This window comes from Gottfriedia sp. NPDC058432, from assembly GCF_042721555.1.
Lineage (GTDB): Bacteria > Bacillota > Bacilli > Bacillales > Bacillaceae_G > Gottfriedia.
In genome coordinates this window covers 123,887-143,228 of sequence record NZ_JBHXLC010000001.1, presented here as the reverse complement: position 1 = coordinate 143,228, position 19,342 = coordinate 123,887, and the positions used below count along the sequence as shown (strand labels likewise).

17 protein-coding genes and 1 riboswitch are annotated in these 19,342 nt (G+C 33.0%); of the genes, 3 read left to right on the top strand and 14 right to left on the bottom strand.

The annotated features are described in order from the left end of the window. Positions 1–41 precede the first annotated feature (41 nt). Positions 42–992 carry a helix-turn-helix transcriptional regulator gene (locus ACFWM3_RS00760; RefSeq protein WP_390309687.1) on the bottom strand — a complete coding sequence of 317 codons (951 nt, stop codon included), beginning with the start codon at positions 990–992 and terminating at the stop codon, positions 42–44. A 90-nt stretch (positions 993–1,082) separates the two neighbouring features. Between ACFWM3_RS00760 and ACFWM3_RS00755 the strand changes: the two genes are divergently transcribed. Next, complete coding sequence (locus tag ACFWM3_RS00755) at positions 1,083–1,484, top strand: ester cyclase (RefSeq protein WP_056473430.1); 402 nt, start codon at positions 1,083–1,085, stop codon at positions 1,482–1,484. A 78-nt stretch (positions 1,485–1,562) separates the two neighbouring features. Here the strand turns inward: ACFWM3_RS00755 and ACFWM3_RS00750 are convergent, their stop codons facing one another. The 3 genes from ACFWM3_RS00750 to ACFWM3_RS00740 all read right to left on the bottom strand — a co-directional run bounded on the left by ACFWM3_RS00750 (position 1,563) and on the right by ACFWM3_RS00740 (position 4,458). Beyond that, positions 1,563–2,084, bottom strand: a complete 522-nt coding sequence (locus tag ACFWM3_RS00750) for a GNAT family N-acetyltransferase (RefSeq protein WP_390309685.1) — start codon at positions 2,082–2,084, stop codon at positions 1,563–1,565. A gap of 274 nt (positions 2,085–2,358) precedes the next feature. Continuing rightward, positions 2,359–3,060 (bottom strand): hypothetical protein, encoded by a 702-nt coding sequence (locus tag ACFWM3_RS00745; RefSeq protein ID WP_390309684.1) that lies wholly within the window; start codon positions 3,058–3,060, stop codon positions 2,359–2,361. Between the two features lie 120 nt (positions 3,061–3,180). Next, on the bottom strand, positions 3,181–4,458 hold the full coding sequence (locus ACFWM3_RS00740; protein ID WP_390309682.1) for an MDR family MFS transporter: 1,278 nt from the start codon (positions 4,456–4,458) through the stop codon (positions 3,181–3,183). A 477-nt stretch (positions 4,459–4,935) separates the two neighbouring features. Here ACFWM3_RS00740 and ACFWM3_RS00735 point away from each other — a divergent pair, with 477 nt between their 5' ends. Then, positions 4,936–5,514 carry a DUF2087 domain-containing protein gene (locus ACFWM3_RS00735; RefSeq protein WP_390309680.1) on the top strand — a complete coding sequence of 193 codons (579 nt, stop codon included), beginning with the start codon at positions 4,936–4,938 and terminating at the stop codon, positions 5,512–5,514. 53 nt (positions 5,515–5,567) lie between these two features. Here the strand turns inward: ACFWM3_RS00735 and ACFWM3_RS00730 are convergent, their stop codons facing one another. The 4 genes from ACFWM3_RS00730 to ACFWM3_RS00715 form a co-directional block, all read right to left on the bottom strand. Next, positions 5,568–6,386, bottom strand: a complete 819-nt coding sequence (locus ACFWM3_RS00730) for a 5'-methylthioadenosine/S-adenosylhomocysteine nucleosidase (RefSeq protein ID WP_390309969.1) — start codon at positions 6,384–6,386, stop codon at positions 5,568–5,570. A 217-nt stretch (positions 6,387–6,603) separates the two neighbouring features. Continuing rightward, a riboswitch (purine riboswitch) is annotated at positions 6,604–6,707 on the bottom strand. 178 nt (positions 6,708–6,885) lie between these two features. Next, positions 6,886–7,848, bottom strand: a complete 963-nt coding sequence (locus ACFWM3_RS00725; RefSeq protein WP_390309678.1) for an NAD(P)H-dependent glycerol-3-phosphate dehydrogenase — start codon at positions 7,846–7,848, stop codon at positions 6,886–6,888. A gap of 464 nt (positions 7,849–8,312) precedes the next feature. Then, the gene (locus ACFWM3_RS00720) at positions 8,313–9,296 is read right to left on the bottom strand and encodes a ketoacyl-ACP synthase III (RefSeq protein ID WP_390309676.1); all 984 of its coding nucleotides are present in this window, start codon (positions 9,294–9,296) and stop codon (positions 8,313–8,315) included. Positions 9,297–9,489: 193 nt separating this feature from the next. Continuing rightward, positions 9,490–9,945, bottom strand: coding sequence for a GNAT family N-acetyltransferase (locus ACFWM3_RS00715; RefSeq protein ID WP_390309674.1), 456 nt, complete (start codon positions 9,943–9,945; stop codon positions 9,490–9,492). Between the two features lie 177 nt (positions 9,946–10,122). Here ACFWM3_RS00715 and ACFWM3_RS00710 point away from each other — a divergent pair, with 177 nt between their 5' ends. Continuing rightward, on the top strand, positions 10,123–11,241 hold the full coding sequence (locus tag ACFWM3_RS00710) for a GerAB/ArcD/ProY family transporter (RefSeq protein WP_390309673.1): 1,119 nt from the start codon (positions 10,123–10,125) through the stop codon (positions 11,239–11,241). A gap of 78 nt (positions 11,242–11,319) precedes the next feature. Here the strand turns inward: ACFWM3_RS00710 and ACFWM3_RS00705 are convergent, their stop codons facing one another. From ACFWM3_RS00705 to ACFWM3_RS00680, 6 genes are all read right to left on the bottom strand, one after another. Beyond that, the gene (locus ACFWM3_RS00705) at positions 11,320–14,847 is read right to left on the bottom strand and encodes a S8 family serine peptidase (protein ID WP_390309672.1); all 3,528 of its coding nucleotides are present in this window, start codon (positions 14,845–14,847) and stop codon (positions 11,320–11,322) included. Positions 14,848–15,401: 554 nt separating this feature from the next. After that, a complete protein-coding gene (locus ACFWM3_RS00700; protein WP_390309670.1) occupies positions 15,402–16,115 on the bottom strand; it encodes a nucleotidyltransferase domain-containing protein in 714 nt (237 codons plus the stop codon). 81 nt (positions 16,116–16,196) lie between these two features. After that, entirely contained in the window at positions 16,197–16,685 is a 489-nt protein-coding gene (locus ACFWM3_RS00695; RefSeq protein ID WP_390309669.1) for a quercetin 2,3-dioxygenase, read from the bottom strand. A gap of 224 nt (positions 16,686–16,909) precedes the next feature. Then, positions 16,910–17,494, bottom strand: a complete 585-nt coding sequence (gene clpP, locus ACFWM3_RS00690) for an ATP-dependent Clp endopeptidase proteolytic subunit ClpP (protein ID WP_056473411.1) — start codon at positions 17,492–17,494, stop codon at positions 16,910–16,912. A gap of 30 nt (positions 17,495–17,524) precedes the next feature. Beyond that, entirely contained in the window at positions 17,525–18,244 is a 720-nt protein-coding gene (locus ACFWM3_RS00685) for a sigma-70 family RNA polymerase sigma factor (protein ID WP_390309667.1), read from the bottom strand. Positions 18,245–18,544: 300 nt separating this feature from the next. Continuing rightward, positions 18,545–19,150, bottom strand: coding sequence for a DUF6944 family repetitive protein (locus tag ACFWM3_RS00680; RefSeq protein WP_390309665.1), 606 nt, complete (start codon positions 19,148–19,150; stop codon positions 18,545–18,547). Positions 19,151–19,342 lie beyond the last annotated feature (192 nt).

Genomic DNA, 19,342 nt, shown 5'->3' with positions numbered 1-19,342 from the left:
AGCTTTATTACAGTTTTTTCTTTGGAAATTTATTTAAGACTTTATTCTATTTTATACCACTCCATCACTTCAGAAAGCTTCTCCCTTATACTTTGGATTAACTCGGTTGGTTCCTTCACAGATGCATCTTTTCCAATTGCAATGAATATTTGGGCTAAAAAAGGTATTTCATTCGGTCTAATCCAATCTTCAATCCACCCAGTTCCGTTCTCCCGCGTTTGTACCTTAAACCTTGGATCAATTACCGTTTCACATCTTTGGACCCCTTCTCTACTAAGCTCCACGTAAAACTTAATTAATTTCTCTTCTTTCATACTTTTTAATTTCTTTCCAAGCGGAATTAGCGGCAAATCGAGCGGCTCATTATCCACTTCATGACTGATCGAAACAATTTTATCGCATCTAAATAACCGATAATCAAGACTATTAAAACAATATGCAGGACAATACCATAGTCCACTAGATGCATATATTCCGAGTGGTTGAATTTCTCGATTCGACTTTCCTTTATACGACTCGTAGTCAATACTAATTACATTTTGGCGAATAGCGGTTTCTAATAGTGTTGAGAGAAATGGGGATTTTGCTTGTTTTGTTGGTACGAAAAAATCAAACCGATTTTTCATTTCATCAATCTGATCTTTTACATCAGTAGGTAAATAAGCATAAAATTTCTTCAAAGCGGATTTAGATTGCGCTTCAAATGGAAGAGTGGAAAAGTGCCGTAATGCATGACTAGCAAAAAATATTGAAACTGCTTCTTCTTCTGTGAAAGTAATCGGAGGTAAAACTCTTTCGTTTAGTACTTGATATCCACCATGAGGACCAACCTCAGAATATAAAGGCACACCTAATTCACTTAACTCCATTAAATCTCTTAAGATTGTTCTAGTAGAAACGTTAAATTCATAAGCTAATTCCTTAACTGTAAACTTACGCTTCCGATTGACGAGCATCATTAATTCAATTAATCGTTTTGACTTCGCAGACATATTTTCACCTTATTTTATAACTATGACAGTTTTTGTCACTATTATAATTTAACATATGTATTAAGCCAAACAAATAAGGAGAATCATGTTATGAAATCAATCGAACAAAATAATAAAGAATTAGTAAAAGAATTTATTGAAGTTTTCTGGAATCAGAATAAACTAGACAGCACTAACCATTTTTTATCACCTGATTACAAAGATTACTCTTATGGTTCAACAGAAGGATTAAAACAATTCGCTAACGTAATTTTCACAGGTTTCCCAGATAGCCATTACACGATTGAAGAAATTGTCTCCCAAGGAGAAACTGTTATCACAAGACTTGAATTCACAGGAACAAACACTGGATTTTTTAGAGGTAACGCCCCAACCGAAAATTCGGTAAAAGTATCTTTATTTAGGGAATTCAAAGTTGAAAATGGAAAAATTTTAACTCATCGTGGGTTATTTGATACACCAACTCTTATAAGTCAATTAGGGCCAAAATAATATAAAAAACTACCAACTATTCTTATAGAATAATTGGTAGTTTTATCATGCTTTGATAAATAATAAAATACGATTTTATTACAATTTAGCTAATACTTCATTTATATTTCCCCATTCATAAATTAGTAAATTCAATTCAGATCCTGAAAATGTAATCTTATCTGATTTCAATAAATCAGCACCATAATATTCATAGAAATAGCGTGTTTTATTGTCTTCTAAAACCTCGACGAATACCCGATTATAACCCCATTTTTGAAACTGTAGAAACAGCTGTTTCATTAGCTGTTTTCCGATTCCTTTACCTTGATATTCCTCAAGTAGATAAATAGATGTTAAGTCACCAGAGTGATCGACTTGATTCCTCTCTCTTTTTCCACAATCTGCAAAACCGATAATTTCCCCATTATCATTTTCCGCAACAACCACATAATCCTCTACTTTTGAAAGATTAAGCTCCCACAATTTCTCTCTTTGTACATAAGATAACTTCTCTAAAAACTCGTTAGGAATTATATTTCGGTAAGTAGTTTTCCAACTATCAACATGAACTTTAGCGATGCCTTTTGCATCTGACATTGTAGCTTTCCTTATAATCAACCCTTCCACCTCACACCACTCTTTTAAGAAATATATACCTTCAAAGTGACGATAAGTCCTTTAATTTTTCATGAATTTTCATTGTAGTGACGTAAAAAGTAGTAATTTCTATTTAAAGTAGCTACTTTTAAGAGCGTTTCAGGGATTTAATTGCGATTTTGCCAATTTTAATTGTAATTCTCTCTTTTTATTTGCGATTACCCTTTTTTAATTGTGATTCACTTTTTTGAGATTTTCAATTCCTACAAAAAATAAAAGCACCTCCACAGGTGCTCTACCTTTTCCGATTATACTTCTCAAAAGAAACTGACTGAACCTCATATTTCTTTCCATTCCAATCATATAAAAGCTTCAAATTTCCGATCGCTCCTCCGCCGTCTGTTGATATCATTACGACAGCATCTGCAACTAGTTTTTTCTTATCAACAATATAGTCCACTGGCACGTGGGTATATACACTATCGTCAGAAGAGGTTTCTTTAAATCCTAACGATTTTAAATTAACTTTATACGTTTTTTGTTTAGTTGATATAGTTACAATATCCCCTTTTTTCTCCATTTCCACAAGGCGTTTAACTGCTTCAGACACCGATTCAATTGGAACTTCCTTATATTCTTCGCTTTGGTCATCATTCTTACTAATTTGCAATAAATGAATCGGATCATTGAAATTATCCAATACGATAATGACTTCATTTTGTTTATCTTTATTTAAATCTTCACTAAACATTTTGGTACCATACTTCCCACTTTTCCATGTTGGAAAGTGATATAGCAATCCTTCATTACCAATTTGAACGTCAAAATTCCGGTATTCTTTCCAATCAATTCGGTCAGCGATTAGATAGATATTTTCCTGCCACACATCGCTTGGGATTCCATTCATAACCACTCGTTCAGCTTGCCGCGCACTTACAGATGAAGAAGAAAAAAATGTAAAAGTACTAATTAAAACAGCGATTAAACGTCGGTTCATCGAAACACCACCTTTACCATTAAGGTGTCCTAATATGGAAAATATAACCTCAATCTAAAGGATTCGCCTACTCACCTTATCCACAAAAAAAGAGAGCTGCAAAAAGCAACTCCCTGTAAATTAAGAATTTATTCCAGCTGTCTGTCCCTGCTCCTGCAATATTTCTCCCTTAATTCTTCTTTCCAATGCAGGAGTAATTCGAACAAAGATGAGTATACCGATTACACCTAAACTCGTTAAAAAGAAAGATGTCGCGAAATTAGATAAATATGCACTTAGTGAAACAGTTATTGAGCAGATAAACATCGCTAAATTAAATGTTAAACCTGCAACCGCCATATAGGAACTCCTTGTTTCGTCAGCTGGTAAGTTAGCCATATAGTTTTGTTGAACAGGCACTCTTAATACTTCCGCAACTGTTGCGATGAACATTGCTATAAATAATAGCCAAATAGAGTTACTATATGAAATCACTGCATATCCACCAACAAATGCAATACAACTCCAAATTAACGTTTTTCGATCATCCAATTTCCCTACAATTTTAGAAGCAAAAAGGGCCATTACGACTACAAGTATCGTGTTTTCTGTTCGCAGAAAACCATTCATCTCGATTCCGCCAAATGTCCAGTTCAATAAATGTTGTGTGTGGAAATCATTCGCTAATCGAATACTTATATAATTTGTTAACTGAAATTCCATTGAAAGTACTAACAAACCCGCCAGTACATAAAGAATAAATAGTCTATCTTGAAAAACGTCACGGTAATTTGAAATCATCTTTTGAGCATGATGAGCAATCGTCTTCGTTTCTTCCTTTTCAGTAACTAAGCTTTCTTCGACAAAGAACGTAATTAAGACCCATGTAACAAGTGAAGCAACTGATAGTGCTAATAATAATTCAAATAAATATGATTTAAATAAAAATCCTCCAAGCATACCACCAATCGCAATTGATAAATTGTTCGACCAATACATGATTGAGTACATAAGCTTCCGTTCTTCTGGCTTACTCACATCTATTAACATGGCCTGATTAGCTGGCCCTGCTAGTCCCCAACAAATACTATTTAAAGTCATCATAAAGAATGTAATAAGAGGTGATGAAAACCAAGGTGAATTACAAAACATCATTGTAATAAACGCGAGTAACCGAATTGTTTCGGCAAACACAATCGTCTTTTTCCGGCCAAACTGATCCGAAAAATAGCCTCCAAAAAAGTTCATAATAATTCCTATAAATACATTTACAAGCAAAAGTAATCCTGCTTGTTTTACCCCAAAATGTTTAGATAAATAAATCGCCATAAAAGGAAAAATCATACTTCCAATTGACGAACTTAAGAATGATTCGAGTATTCGAATTTTGATATTTTTGTGAAACTTAAGTATCCCCATGTTGTTTCAACCTTTCTTTATCTATTGAATCCCTTCGTTTTAAACTAGTACCGAATAAACCCATTATTTGCATGAAAATTCCCCCTTTTTAAATTTTTCACTCAATTAGCATAGCAGTTATTTTTGATTATGCCAATATGCAATCCCCATACTTTTATCCTATATAAATGAGAAAAACTGGAATATCTAAAGCAAACCAATTTGAATTGTTTAAAAAACTGTATGCGTATTAACTCCATTTCCAGAATGATAGACAAAATCGTCTGTTATAAGCTCATCTAATACCTTAAGATTTCCAGATGTAAAATCTAGTTGCAACATTCGTTACAAGCTTATCATTATCCTATCTAAGTTATTAAATATAAATATTTAGTAAAAAATAACTAAATTTTGCGTTCAGTTAAAGGTACTTATTGAAATGAAACACTAATTAGATTATCATCTAATTAGATAAGTATAAAAGTAGGTGTATATTAAGTGCAATTAAATAAAATTGTAGATTTCCATAAAGCTTTAGGTGATCTTACTCGAGTACGCATTATTGCTTTACTTCAACAAGGTCAATTAAGTGGGCAAGAAATTGCCAGTAAATTAAGTCTTAAACCGCCAACAATTACCCATCATATGTCAAAGCTTAGAGAAGTTGGTCTGGTTAAAGAGCGCCGAGATAAAAATACAATCTATTTCTCTCTAAATACTAAAATTTTAGAAATGAGTGCGAAAGCAATTTTTACAGTAGGAACAGGAGGAGATTCCAATATGGAAATGTCAGTTACTGAAAGTGAACGTTCAAGTATTATCAATAATTTCTTTACTAAGGATGGCAAACTTAAAATTTATCCTGCTCAGCGAAAGAAAAAGCTTGTCGTTTTAGTACATATGATTAAAGGCTTAGAATTTGGTAGAGTTTATCAAGAAAAGGAAATCAATGAATATTTGAAGGAATATCATGAAGATTACGCTACTTTAAGACGAGAGCTGATTATGTGTCAATTTATGTATCGCGAAAACAATCAGTATGAATTAAATCCAGTTGAATTATGGTGGATGAAGTAAATAGAAAGAAAAACAGAAAAAGAGATACTTTAAAATATCTCTTTTTCAATTTATTATTTACTTGGATTTGTAGAAATATATTTCTTAACTACTTCCATTACATACTCCTGACAAGCATCAGCTGTAGTTGGATCATATTTACCGCCATTTGTTTTATTGTTTGATAATACGCGAATTCCTAAGAAAGCTACATTATATGCTTGAGAGATTTGAGCTGCAGCAGCGCCTTCCATTTCTTCTACTGAAGTTCCATATTTAGTATGGAACCATTTAATGCGATCAACTTCATTGTTCCAAACGTCTGCAGATCCGATTGTACCTTCTACTACCTTACCTTTAGTGTATTTGTTTTTCACTGCATTTGCAGCTGCTAATAAATCTTTATTACCTTCGTAAAAACGTGGTTTTTCAGCATTTGGATCTTCACCTGCACTACCTTCAGAAGCCATTAAGTCCATTGGTTTCCATTGAGTAGCATCAATTCCTTGGTTTTCGTCCTTCGTTTCTGTTTTTAAAGAACCAATATTCGTTGTATTTTTACCTAATACGATATCAAAAACATTTAAATTTGGGTCATGACCACCAGAAGTTCCTTGGTTAATAATTGCGATTGGTTTATATTTTTCAATTGCAATCGCTGTAGCTGCAGCAGTATTTTCCATACCTTTACCTGTTTTTGCTACGATAACTGGGTAATGATTTAAAGTACCTTTGTAAAATACGAAGCTACCTGATTTTTCAACTTTTACATGTTCTAACTTACTTGCAAACTTTTCAGCCTCAATTGGCATTGGTCCCTCAATAATAATTGGTCTAAGATGTTTAGTTTTTGCTTCTGCAGTATTCGATTTAAAGTTATAACCTACAGACACAGAGATTAATAGTGCAGAAATAATTCCTAATAAACCGTATTTTTTTAACAATGTCTTTTCCCCCTTGATGATGATCACACTCGATGTTTTAGTCAAAAAAAATGGTCTAGAAAAAGTAGAACAATCTCTACCTTCTAGACCTACGAAAGTTAAAGTATAGATTAGCAATAAATAAAATTTAATGCTAAACCCTCATTATTGGTTACAAAAAAATGAAACCAAGTATACTTTAACCCGTAGTCTAGTTCTTTCAATGGGAACCAGGTAGAAACGCTCAGACCATATTACTGAGCATATACGAGTAATGTTTATGAATGATTACACTGCTAATATATCAAACTCGAAATACATTTTCAATATAAAATATGAACTTTTTTTATAAAAAAAACAATAACGTTCGTATTTTAAGGAAAACAAAAGGTTTAATCTGTATAATAAGCTAAGAAAACAATGAATTTATTATCTTTTTCTAAATCAACCGAAATAAAATTTCATTTTTTCAGAATTCAAATTTTAGTGGTCTTAAAAATAATTCCTCTAAAGTTTCTTTCGCGTTTTTATGTTCATAAATTATTTCAAACAATGCGTTACAAATCGGTAGTTCAACATCATACTGATCAGAAAGTTCCTTTAAAGCCTTAATTGTAGAAACCCCTTCCGCTAATTTATCAAATGATTTTCCTTCAACAAATGCCTGCCCAAACTTTCGATTATGACTATGCATTGAAAAGAGTGTTGCCTCGTAGTCTCCTAAGTGACTTAAACCGTAAATTGTTAAATCATTTCCACCCATTGCCCTTATTAAACGAGAAATTTCTCTCGTGCCTCTAGCCATCAATGATCCTTTTAAACTACTATAGTTCAATCCATCAAGCATTCCTGCAGCTATTCCCATGACATTTTTTGTTGCAGCACCAATTTCATTACCAATTAAGTCTTGGCCGTAATAAAATCGTATTAACTCGCTGTTAAATGCTTTAGCAATCTGTTTTGTTACTTCAATATTCTCCGAACCGATAACCATGCAATTTGGTATATTTCTTACAAAGTCTTGTACATGACCAGGCCCTACCCAAACCGCTACATTGCTATTTTTCCCAACTTCTTCACGAAAGACTTGTGTGAGTCTTTTTCCTGTTGAAGATTCTATGCCTTTCATACAGAGGATAAAAGTTTTACCTTGTATTTCATTATATTGACTTAAGCGATTTGCAAATGTTCTTAGCTCTTGTGCACTAATTGAAATAATAATGACTTCTGCAAAAGATAATGCACCTTCTAAAGAGCTCGTTAACTCAATTCCATCTGGTAGGCTTAAATAGTCATTTTTTCTTGTCTGATTTAAGCCGATAAAATTTCTAGAGTTTTCTCTTCCCCATAAAACTACATTATGGCTAACTCGATTAGCGTACCAAGCTAAAAAAGTTCCCCATCTACCGCAGCCTAAGACAGATACATTCATACACCACTCTTCCTTCCAAAATTTATAATCGAGTAACTGGACTAACCAAAAAACTCAAAAAAGAAGTCTAATTTAGTAACCTATTAGACTGTTTAAGAATGAGTTTTCACAAGTAAAGTTGAGTATGGCTACAGCCTGTATTGAGTAAGTTTTTTTCATCTTACTGTTTTACTAACTCATGAACTTTTTATGAGTAACCTTTTTTCTTCTTTTTACTTTTTTACTTACTCATGAACCTCTCATGAGTAACCTTTTTTCTTCTTTTTGCTGTTTTACTTACTCATGAACCCCTCATGAGTAACCTTTTTTCTTCTTTTTGCTGTTTTACTTACTCATGAACCCCTCATGAGTAACCTTTTTCATCTTTTTGCTGTTTTACTTACTCATGAACCTCTCATGAATAACCTTTTTTCTTCTTTTTGCATTGTTACTTACTCATGCCCCACTCGAGTAACCTACTCCTTTTACAAAGTCCAATTAATAAGTAATCCTGCGTGAGTTAATCCACCACCAAAGCCATACAATAAAACCTTATCTCCATATTTAAGTTTCCCTTCCTTCACGCCCTTAACTAAAGATAATGGGATCGTGGCTGATGATGTATTTCCGCAATCTACTAAGCTATTTAACGTTTTATCGATTGGATATTCACTTCTTTCGCAGATTGATTCAATCATTCTTAAATTTGCACTATGAGGTACAAACCAATCAACTTCTTTTAATAAAGTGGATCCATTATTTAGAACAGCTTGCATTCCTTTTGGTACTGTCGTAACTGCCCATTTGTATACTTCACGTCCATTTTGAATGATGTTATTGTTATTAATTATCTCATCGCCAAACATTTGATTTGATAAATTTGAGCAATATAAATGTTTTCCTTTTTCGCCTTCTGATCCTAAGTAGGAGGAAATGAAGCTAGGCTGTTCTTCATCATACTCTACTAAGGCTGCGCCAGCGCCATCACCAAATAGAATGCAAGTAGTGCGATCTTCGTAATCGGTTATTTTTGATAAAGTTTCTGCACCGACTACTAAAATTTTTCGGTTTAATCCTGATGTAATTAATCCATTTGCCATATACAAACCGTAAGTAAAACCTGCGCAAGCAGCATTTAAATCGATTGCCCCAGCATTTTTTATTCCAAGCTTTGCTTGAATAATTGAAGCAACACTTGGCGTTTTGAAGTCTGGCGTTAAAGTACAAACGATAATCATATCAACATCTTCAACAGATTTATTGTATTTTTCCATCAAGTCTTTTATTGCCTGAAAGCTTAAGTCACTTGTATTTTCATTTTCGTTTGCAATTCTTCTCTCTTTAATGCCAGTTCGCTTTACAATCCATTCATCATTTGTTTCAACTATTTTTTCTAGATCCTTATTTGTTAATACTTTTTCTGGTACATATGAACCTATTGCAGTGATACGTGCTTTTGAATTTTGCATTCTGGTCACCTCAGTCATATTTTTTAATCTCTTTTCAATATTATATCACCAGATATTAATACTAGGTACTAATTTTATTTTAAAATTTTTTCATTCTTTTAATTTATCGAAGGTGATTGTTTAGTTAAGCGTGTATATAAAAGGTATTAAACTAAAAAAAGTTGCTACAACAGCAACTCTACTTTCAAAAATTTTACAATTCTAGTGTCATAAAAACACTATTAGGGTCATCTTTATAATCAGCAAAAGGCTTACAATACTTAAAACCAAGAAGTTCATATAGTTTTTTTGCTGGATCAAATGCTTCCATTGCACCGGTTTCTAAACTAATTCTCTTGTAGCCTCTATTTTTCGCCTCTTTGATAATGTGTTGGAGCATGCACCTTGCCACACCTTTTCTTAAATGAGCTGAGGAAGTTCTCATTGATTTTACTTCTCCATGTAAAGCGTCAAGTTCTTTTAGAGCTCCACATCCAACTAATTCACTTTGCTCCCATACACTCCAAAACGTAATTTCCGGTTTCTTTAATCCTTCAAGATTTAAAGCATGTATGCTTTCAAGTGGAGAATGCTGTGTCATACCTTGTAAATGCTCACTAATTAGCTTAACAACTTCAGTTCCAGTCAAATCATCAACCTTAATTTCCACGTAATAATCACCTCATTCTTCTTTTTTATGATTGCTATTATTATACTAAATTTTGATAAACTTCTAATTGGTTTTTTAGTCACAAAAAATTACTTCATTAACTCTTAAATAAAATAGAATTTTATGGAAAAAATAATAATCTAGAAGAAAAATTAGAAGTCAAAAGAAGGAATTCAAATGAATCGTAAATTAAATATAAGTGGTTTTCAATTCTTTTCTATGATTTTTATGTTTGGGGTCGGTGCTTCTCCACCAGTCGAAATATTTGCTAGTGCTAAACAAGATGGATGGATTAGTTTATTAATAGGACTCACTGCAGCTTGTTTAATTTTTGCAGTGTATATTAAGTTATATTCATTATTTCCTGATCTCCCCTTAACAAAATATATTCAAATTATTTTAGGAAAATATATCGGAAAAATATTTGCATTAGTATATATCTTATATTTTCTTTATATCGCTGCACGTGCTTTACGTGATTTTGAGGATTTATTAACAATCACTCTATATAATGCTTCTTCTCTAATTTCAATCGGTTTAATCATGATGTTATTAATCATGTATGCAATGTCTAAAGGACTAGAAACATTCGCTCGTTCATGTGAATTTATATTTATCATGATCATGTTTCTTGTTTTTATATTTATAGGATTTGAAATCATTTCAAAATTAATAAAAATGGATAATTTAAGACCGGTTTTAGAACACGGATGGAAACCAGTATTTAAGACTTTCCCAATTTCTTTAACCATTCCTTTTGGCGAAGTCCTTACATTTACAATGATTATGCCACATTTAACTAAACAAAATTTAGCAATTAAAGTAGGAATACCAGCTTTATTATTTTCGGGACTTATATTAACCTTATTTGCAGTTTTAAATACTGCAATATTAGGCCCATCCGTTATTGAAAGAACAACCTACCCACTTCTAACATCTGTTAGTTATATTAATATTGCCGATTTCATCCAAAGATTGGATACGTTCATTGTTGTAATTGCAGTATGTAACGCCTTTGTAAAAATCACAATTTACTTTTTTTGTGCGGTATCTGGGGCAGCAGATTTATTTAATGTTAAGAAAAGCAATCAGCTAGTCTACCCAATTGGTATTATTACAGTTCTTAGTTCACTCTGGCTGGCTTCTAGTTTTCTTGAACACCATATTGAGGGGATCCATTTAGTACCATATTTGTTACACATTCCACTACAAGTAATTATTCCAGTTTGTTTATTACTAGTTCACTTAGTCCAAGGGAAGATAAAAAGTAATAAAGAAGACATAAATTACAATTAACAATTAAAAAGACATAACAAAAAGGCTTCAGTTTTCACTGAGCCTTTTGTTTTTATATTATACTTTTAAAATTAAATATTATTGAGTAACCGTAATTGTTTTAGGCGTTGTTGTTACTTTAAAACCATCTTTCGTAACAACATCTACTGTAACCGTATATGTGCCACTTGGTAGATCTTTTTCTGGCGCCCATTGTGTACTAAAAGTATGTTCATTATCGAATGTAGACGAATCTACAAGATTTCCTTTAGCATCTTTAATATTAATCGTCCAGTCTACTCTGCTATAACCATATAGTGAAATTCTCGCAGGCTTAGATGCGCTTACACCAGTAGATGGAGAAATCCCCCAAGTTACCATTGCCATACTTTGTTTATTATAACTTTGGTCTCCCCATGTTGTCCAAGCATTGTTTCCTGCATAATCATTATATCTGATTACCATACCTTTTGGTTCTGTATTAACCGTTAGTTTCGTTACGCCTGGTCTTAGTTCATAAAATGTTCCATTTACATAAACATCAGCATAGTTAAAGTCAGTTGCATTATCAGTCGCATTAAATGTAATATCATATTTACCGTTGTTTGGTGTTACTTTAATATCAGAAATCTTTGGTGCAACTGAATCCACGATCATTGGCATTTTAACTGTTTGTGGTCTAGCGTTTGGATATGCTAATGTTGTTTTAATTACGTAATAATAAGTACCGTCTGGAACAAAATTTCCTGATACGTCCTTCATATCCCATTGGTATAAACTAATCCCATAATCGCCATTAAACATAATGTTTTTATTAAATTTCCAAGGTTCTCCAGTTCCAGTATACTCACTAAAGTTACCTAAATATCTTATTTGTTTACCAGCAGAATCTTCAACAGAGATCTCAGCGCTATCTAAGTTACGTAAAACAGACATTCCACCAATGATTCCCTTATCTATATAATTTGGCGAGAAAGCAATATGGTTTAAATTAAAGCCTACTCCATTGTATCCTAATGGTGCCCCACCAATTGTAGCATCATTCCAAAGTGCTGTATGACCTGCAAATGAATCTTTTTCCCAAGCCGGAGCATCGATGTTACGTAGCTCATCCCATTTTCCATAGAAGCCCATATAAGGCATAGTTAACGGTACAGCTTTATCTTGGTCTTTTGCTACTGGTACAAGACGTACATATCCTTCTACAAAACCATTTTTCTTTAATGAATCTGGTAATGAAATATTAACTGTTAACATTTTTGATTGACCTGGTTTGATTTTCAATGTAGATCCGACTTTATCTGTTACTACATTATCATTTACAGTGATTTTTGCACCCTTAATTTGTTCACTTGATAAAGTTAAATAATCTTTTGGATCTAATTGTCCATCATGATCAAAATCAAATTGCTTTGTTTCTGTCTTATCTTTTAATAAATCCACATATACATTGTATTCAATATCAGCACTATTATTTTTCCCTTTAGGTGCATCAAAAGCATCTACGTTTAATTTAAAGCTTGTATTTTTTCCGATTTCCTTTAATGCTACTGAACCAGCCTGTTCTAAAGGAGCGTTTCGATTTGTTACAACAACTGGTGTATTAATAGCATTTTGAATTTGCATTAAACCAGACCCTTGAATACGTGGTGAATATGGAACTTCACTATTTGTTCTTGGATCCATAATGACTTTAGATGTATTCATTAATGCAACTTTCGCTTTTAAAACAGTATCTTCTGAGTGTTTTAATCCTTTTTCATAAAGTGACTGTAATACTAATGCTGAACCACCTGCAACATGTGGTGTCGCCATTGATGTACCACTCATTACTTGATACTTATTTCCAGGAATAGTTGAATAAATATTTCCACCCGGAGCCGACATTTCTGGTTTAAAGTCTAATGTTGGAGTTGTACCCATTGATGAGAAATAAGACATTGTGTCTTTATCTGGATTATCTACCCAATAATCGCCGATATTTTTCATACTTAAATATTGACCAGTAGGTAATTTACTCATTTTATCTAGTAATGCTTGACCGATTGATTTACTTGTTGAAGCAGTCGGTGTTGCAGAAGGAGTTACTGGTAATGTTACATAATCAGGATCTTTTGAAGGTGGTATCATAATGATAGCCTTTGCTCCTGCAGATTTTGCAGTAAATTGAATACTCGAAACAGTACTATATGAATTTAAAAGTTTAACTACAGCAATATAATTTGATTTTCCTTTAGGATAATCTGTAGCATTTTTCCCTTCATTTACGTATACCAAATCATAGTTTGTATTTGGTAATAGATTATTAGATACATTGAAAGCTTGTCCATATTGAGAATGGTCTTTGAATGGTACTGCTAGGCTTCCATCTGAAATTGCATTCATATGAATTTTAGTATTTTCATAGGAAGCAACTGATATAGCATATGGACTTACACCAGGTGAGCCAACCGTTCCAATATCAGGATTTTCTGCAAAAGGTTTTACTGTTGCAGACGTTAGGTAAGCTTCTGAACTGAATGCTGAATTTCCAGCTGCTACTACAACTAATGTACCTTTTTCAGTCGCATTTCGGATTGCTTTTTGAATCGGATCATAATTTTCGTCTACATAACCTGCATCGCTACCTAAGCTCATGTTAATTACATCTGCGCCCATTGTAACAGCATGCTCGATACCTGCGATAATATCATCCTCATAAGCTCCACCACCATTATCAGAAAATACCTTTTCTGCTAATAGTTGAACTCCAGGTGCAATACCAGCTACTCCGCCAGTTGAATCATTACCATTTGCTCCAATCGTTCCAGATACGTGTGTACCATGCGAACTACCTTTTGGTCCTGGAATAACATTCGTATCGTTATCTGCCCAGTCATATCCAGATGGTACTTTATCTGAATACCATTGTTCGTTTACTTCTGTTGTTGTTGCAAACTGGTCAAATTTATCCTTTGTCCATTTTTCTTTCGCCTTAGCTGTATCTGATAGTGTCAGATCTTTGTGAGTCCAATCAATACCGGAATCGACAACTCCAACTACTAAGCCTTCCCCTTTATAACCATATTGCTCCCATACCTTTTGAGCTTGTACTAATTCTTTACTTGCTGCCATTGTTTCGTGGAATGTTCTAGCAACTTGAACATGCTTAACGCCAGGTATTGATTGGATATCTTTTAAATTTTTGTATTCTGTTTCAATACTAAATCCATTAAAACCTTCAAAGTAACGGTGCTTCACTTTAAAAGCTGCATTTGATTTAGAATTTTTTTCTTTTGAGATTTCATTAATTACATTGTCTTGCTTTTGTTTAAACATTGCTTTCTTGTGCTCAGGTGTCGCTTGATCACTATCAGCTGGCTCATTCACCTCAACGATTAAATGAACTTCCTCATCTGGTTTGAACGTTTTTGTAGCTTCTTGAGTGTTGCCTTCTTTATACATTGAGTTTTCTTGAGATAAATCTAAATTATTCTTAGTAAATGCACCTTGTTCAACCATTCCATCAGTTGAATCAGTTTGAGGTGTAACATTATCATTATCCGCAAAAGCTAATGATGTAAAAAGTAATGATACTAAAGCAGTTGTAGACATAACTTTAAACGCTTTAAATTTTCCGTTTTTCATAACAACACTCCTACAATTTTATTCTGTATTTACTTAAATCCACCATGGATCTATAGAGTAATAGTTAAATATAATGAGAAACTTAAGTTTTCCTATTCACCTGATTTTCGTGGCTGTTAATTAAATACATTTAAATTGTACATCTGTCATATATGAACGTATATTGGGGGAATCTACTTAGTTCTTTTGTAAAATTTTTCATCATATTTATACATAGAAACGTTAGACATATGCAAAATACATGTTATTTTATGGAAAAAAAGATATTTTTTTGTCGGATTTTTTATATTTTGAAAGAGAAAATAAAACTGAAAATTGGGAAAAATAAAACAAAATAAATAATTTTTTAGCTAGAATTCGATAACCTTGACGAAAAAACAGGAGAAATTACCTACTATATTGCAAGAGAAACATCGAAAAATTATGGATTTTATAATAAATATAATTATTAAAGAAAGTTTAATAGTTTAATGTAAAGCTTTTAAATCTTTCCAAAATAAAAAGAGTCATAAATGACCCCTATTACTTAACATGCATACGATTGAATTACAAAGCTACATTTTGCCTAAAGAAAAACCTTCAAATAACTGCCCTCCGTATGGTTGCAAAACTTCATTCACTAATTTGATAACCTGATTCTTTTCGCCTGTCGTATAAAATGAATTAAAAGCTTTTACAAAACAGTTAGCAAATTCTTCGTTATAATTTCTCAATGAACGCACGACCCATTTTGATGAACCAATCCATTTACAATTTGTTCTTAAAACGAATTCGCTTACTAGTTCGGCTAGTGTATTGGCTATAAATATTTCTTCCGCTCTTTTAGAGGAACCCTTAAAATCATTTAGTGCATCTGTAATAAAATATCGCTTTATTTTGATCGTATCTTCTGACCATTTTTCTGGACCTTTTTCTAACAAATCATTTGCTTCTTTTTTAATATCCTCAATTACGCCTTCATCCTTTAAGATCATCCCCTCTGAAACCATCCTTGGAAGTGAAGGTCTAGCTCTCTCATAATCGCTTTTAAAAAATTGTTTATATGATGATAAATTATGTACAAAAACTTCTATGTCCCAACCAAATTCTTTTAATGACTCTCTATATGAAGAGCTAAAGTTTTTATCGAAAATAACAATATCGAGATCAGATGTTTCTGTTGCCTCGCCGCGGACTACGCTGCCTGCTAGTAATGCTCCCTGACACTTTGGAAAGTACTTTTCAATAAAATGTTGTGCTGCTTCAATTGGGTTTAACTTTTTTTTCATGATCGTATCCTCTTTTCCTAAGAAAACCATTTAATTAAAGAATACATAAGATTCCAAGGAGAACATAGTCTTCTATTAAATTTATAAACTTGGATAAGAAATTTTATATTTTTTTGACACCTCGATTAACTTATGAAGTTTTTCAGCTGATGGAGGACCTTCAGGCTTTTTGAATCCTTTATAAAATGGTACAGATAGTTCTTTTACAAATTGATCAAAACCTGATGGATAAGCAGTAACAATAAATTTAGTATCTTCAGAACGCACTTTAAATGTATGGGGAATTCCTCGAGGTGCAAATACATAATCTCCAGCCTTTGCCAAAATTGTATGTTTACCAATAAAAAAAGTAATTTCTCCCTCTAATACATAAAACGTTTCATCTTCTAATTCATGTACATGAAGAGGAGGTCCACCATCTTTTTTACCGTTGCAGTGCAAGACGCAAAATGCTCCGTTTGTATCTTCCCCACTTACTAAGATGGAAGCAAAATCATTTAAAAAGAAGTAAGTATTCTCTTCTGTAATGCCTCGGTGCATAAAGCTTGCTATACTCTTTTTGAAAGTCATTTTTATCCCCCACTTCTAATTTATTGTATTTAGTAAGAGCAACTTTTAACGTACTAATTAATGCTATTCATAGAAAATTAGCTTATTCATTCCAATTACAATCTCCCGTTATAGTAATCTCGGTATTATTTTTACATTTTTAAACAAGTAAAAACAATTCTTGTCTCCGTGCACGAAAAAAAGGCTAGCATCGCTAACCTTTTTACTTTAGTTAATTTATAAAGCTAATTATTTGGATATAGAATCTCATCAATTATTCCATATTCTTTCGCTTCTTCTGCACTCATAAAATAATCACGATCTGTATCCTTTGCCACCTTCTCAACTGACTGTCCTGTTCGGTCGGCAATTATTTGATTAATATGTTCACGTAATTTTAAAATACGGCGTGCTGATATTTCAATTTCTGTTGCCTGGCCTTTTGCCCCACCTAATGGTTGATGAATCATGATTTCGCTGTTTGGAAGTGCAAAACGTTTCCCCTTTGTTCCTGCCAGCAAAAGCATTGCACCAAACGATGCTGCCATTCCCGTACAAATGGTTCTAACATCGGGCTTTATATATTGCATCGTATCATAAATCGCAAATCCTGCTGAAGTTGACCCACCAGGGCTATTTATATAAAGTGAAATTTCTTTATCAGGTGCATCTGCAGCTAAAAATAATAATTGTGCAACTACACTATTTGCTACATGATCATTTATTTCATCACCGATAATAATAATTCGATCTTTTAACAAACGGGAATAAATATCATATGAACGTTCGCCACGATTAGATTGTTCAATTACATAAGGAACTGTCGTCATTTAAAAATCCTCCTTTAAAGCGTTAATTGGCTATGCAGCCATGCAGAGAGTGCTTGAAGGAGTTTGAGTTCGAGCTGATTGGAAATTACCGAATAGCATTTTAGGACTTTCTATAATTCGATCAAAGGAAGGGATCGCTTGAATTAAGACGGTAGGATCTTGGACTTCTAAAGCTGAATGAAAAATTTCTTCAAGCTTCATGCGTTCTTCCTCATTCCAAAAATAGTCAACAGAAAGGGATTGTTCCTCTTTGTTCGTTTTATCTAGACGCTTTTTCGCTCGATGCAGGCTAGATTTTATGGCTATTTCTGTTGTTCCTAAAATGTCTGCTATTTCCTTAGATTTGTATTGAAATGCTTCTTTTAGAAAAAAGATAACCGCTTGTTTTGGAGTAAAATGTTTAAGTAAGAGATCCACACTATTCATTTTATGATCAATCAGATGACTAGCTGCATATTTAGAAAGTTCAAAATCAGGAGTTATCGTTTCTTCTTTTCTTTTTCGTAAAGTATCAATCCAATGATTATAAGCTATTTTATTTAATAAAGCTGAATTCATTTTTTCCTTACTATAATATTTTATTGCTTTAAAATAAGCTTCCTGCGCAATATCGTCACCATCCCATTCATTTTGGGCTAGAAATCGACAATAGCGTTGCAATTTAGGATAGTAATTCTTCCAATAGAATTCAACTGTTGCTTCATCCTGTTTTTCCTTTTCTATGCTGTGAAGACTAAACTTACTAGACATTTATGTTCACTCCTTTATTAACACTCTCTAACCTATAAACGGAATAGAAGTATAAAAAGATACGGGGATAAAAAGTTTTTTTATTTAATTTATGTAACTTAACTAAAAACTCTTCTATAATTATCGTTTGTTTTCTACTTTTAATGCATTTTATCATAGTTGAGCTAAAAACCGATCAATACAAATAAAGCGTGAACAATTGATCCCCGCTTCTGTCTATATTTTATACTAATGTACGTATAACTTATTAAACTCAAATTCCTCAAAGTTTCGTAGCATTCGTAAATTACCTTTTTTCGATTAATTTGCGCCACTTACTTCTTTCACTACCCCAATTACTGAAATAACAGTACCAATTGCTTGAATCCAACTTCCTATTGCAACCAATGTTTCGGATTCGGTAGCCGTTACTTTTTTTAGATATTCCTCATAATAATTAAGCTTCGTTTCATCCTCTTTAAGATCATATAATGCTTCTGACCATCCAATTGCCTGTAAAGAGTTTCCAACAAATGATGTTAGGCTCCCTACAATGTTTTCGGCCTGACCTGGGAAAGGAGTAAGGTCAACTACATCTCCAATATTAACGCCTTGCCCTAAAGCTTGTAACAAGTTTCCTGCAATGAATAATTTATAGGATGCTTCTTTTCGAATGTCGAAAACCAGTCCTGAAAGAACAGTAATATTTCCGCTTGCTCCTATTAATTTTCCAGGTGCTCTGAGTACAGTACCCTCAACATCAGCATCAATTCCATTTCCTGTAGCCTGCAAAACATTTCCGATTATAGATAAGTCATCACGAACACTACTTTTTATATAGTTAGATGGCGTGGAGCCAATTGCAGCTGTAATTGTTCCAATCGATACAATCACAGATCCCACTAATGCTTTAGACTCGTCTCCCATTTCAACCACCATCCTGCTAAAAGTAACCTTTATCGTAGTATTATGAATGAGGGTCCGATTATGTGCCTATTTTAATGTAACAGTTTCTTCTAATAACCTCCCTTTAAAAATGTAATTTAAAAATAATCGTGCGATTTCCCAAACCTAAGCCTACACTTATTAAAAAACTTTAACTTTTTTTAATCGAATCAT